The organism is Aestuariivita sp., assembly GCF_049276915.1.
Lineage (GTDB): Bacteria > Pseudomonadota > Alphaproteobacteria > Rhodobacterales > Rhodobacteraceae > Aestuariivita.
On sequence record NZ_JBASXK010000105.1, the window covers coordinates 1 to 1,653 of the forward strand.

A 1,653-nucleotide genomic window follows, 5' to 3' on the forward strand; every position below is an offset into this window, starting at 1 on the left:
GTTTTGCAGTTCCTGAGATTTCGCTTCGATCAACTCGCGGTCCCGCAACTTCTGTTCCAGAAGCTCCTCGCGTTCCTTGCGAAGAGACCATTCTGCCGTCCGGTCGACGAACTGGCCCTGTATGCCGTTTAGATAAGAAAAATCAGCGTCTTGTGTGAACGTGGATAGCAGCGAGTAGATCCGGTCTTCCCCGTTTGCTGAAATCTCGACCTTGGGTAGCAAGACCGAACCATTTTCCAATAATTCCGTTCTGTATGTGTCAATCTGGACACCGGGAACACCGAGCTGTTCGAGTACATCGAGCATTGAGACTTTCGACACATTTCCGAGCAAAGGAAAAAAAGCTCGGAAATTGTCATTGGTGCGCAGGATCTCGAAGTCTTTATTGGCGAAATATGCTGCGGTAATCGCGTTCCTGAAGTTGAAAAAGCTTAAGTCAACGATCGACTTTTGATTGAAGAACTGCTCTGCATTCATTCCCGTCTCTCCTGACGTTCAATCTGCTCGGTCTGATTGGCTCGGTACTGTGCGAGCTTGCCGGTCGCAGCCCCCCAACTCGTAACGCAGTAAGGAACGCAATAGGTCAGGATAACCTTGAAAACCGGAGGGTAGTCTCCCGCGAGGATGGTGTCGCCATGATTGATGCCGGTCAGAACTGTTCCAACTACCAAGGCGGTCAAAGCCGCTTTGCGTGGTGTGCCTTCGCCGAACAGCAATTCAGGTATGCTCGGTTCGGACTGTGCGATAAGCGTCTCCAATAAGTATCTCAGGGGCCAAGTCGGCGCGGCGAACATTCTTCGGATGCTTCAGCATGCGATCCAATCTAGAGAAGCACACTTTCTCCGGACTAGCTAGCGCTTTTGAAGGAACTATAGTGAGATGAAAGGGCTTTGTACCCATGGAACGGAACGGCCGTTTTGTCCGCGTTGCGTGAGTTCGAGCGGCTTCAGATTTTGCACCCGCGGCGAATGGCTGGTCTGACGGGCCGCAGCACAGCGACAGAAGCATACGGCGGATGACCGCATTGGGCCGAAAGCGTTCATCCAAGCAGCTGGACCAACCCGGCCTCACTCAGCCGCCCCAGCTCCACCGCATCCAGCGCACGATGCGTGATGGTTTCGCTGGGAACATAGCCATCACGCGACACACCAACTGCTGCCAACAAACCAGCCTCACCAAGCTTGCCTGCGTCAAACAGATCGAACGCACGTTCTGCCGGTGTCCTTTGTGCCGTGTCAGCGGGCGAAGAAGGGGCGGTATCGTGCTCCATGACAGCGGTGTCCACACCCAGTTCAACTTCCGGCTCCTCAGGCAGATCAGGCTCAATCACTGCATCAGGATCAGCTCTATCCAAGTCATACCCCGTTATCCCTCGACATTAATGACCCAGCGTTCCGCAACAAGCTGCACGCCGGCATGGCCAGGCGGCCCGAGGCACGGCAGGACAATCTGTATGTGACTTGCCTGCTTGAACGCAATTGGGCCGGCGTGACGTTTGACGCCACCAAGCTCGGCCGGGCTGTCTACGACACGTTAAACGCTGTCCAGTAAGTACCCAAGGATCGCGCAACACCACGCGCGGTCCCCACCCACGGCGGGCAGGCCCAGAGGGTCGGGGGGGCAGTCGCAATAGAATGGCTAAGGGGGTGTCAC

The 1,653-nt window shown here is 55.4% G+C and carries 3 protein-coding genes; all 3 read right to left on the minus strand.

The window, feature by feature from the left end:
* Window positions 1-477, minus strand: a 477-nt coding sequence (locus WAO69_RS11415) for a hypothetical protein (RefSeq protein WP_422179161.1), incomplete at its 3' end; no start/stop codon positions are given.
* On the minus strand, window positions 474-758 hold the full coding sequence (gene nrtS / locus WAO69_RS11420; protein WP_422179163.1) for a nitrate/nitrite transporter NrtS: 285 nt from the start codon (window positions 756-758) through the stop codon (window positions 474-476). The genes WAO69_RS11415 and nrtS, both read right to left, overlap by 4 nt.
* A gap of 281 nt (window positions 759-1,039) precedes the next feature.
* A complete protein-coding gene (locus WAO69_RS11425) occupies window positions 1,040-1,354 on the minus strand; it encodes a hypothetical protein (protein ID WP_422179165.1) in 315 nt (104 codons plus the stop codon).
* Window positions 1,355-1,653 lie beyond the last annotated feature (299 nt).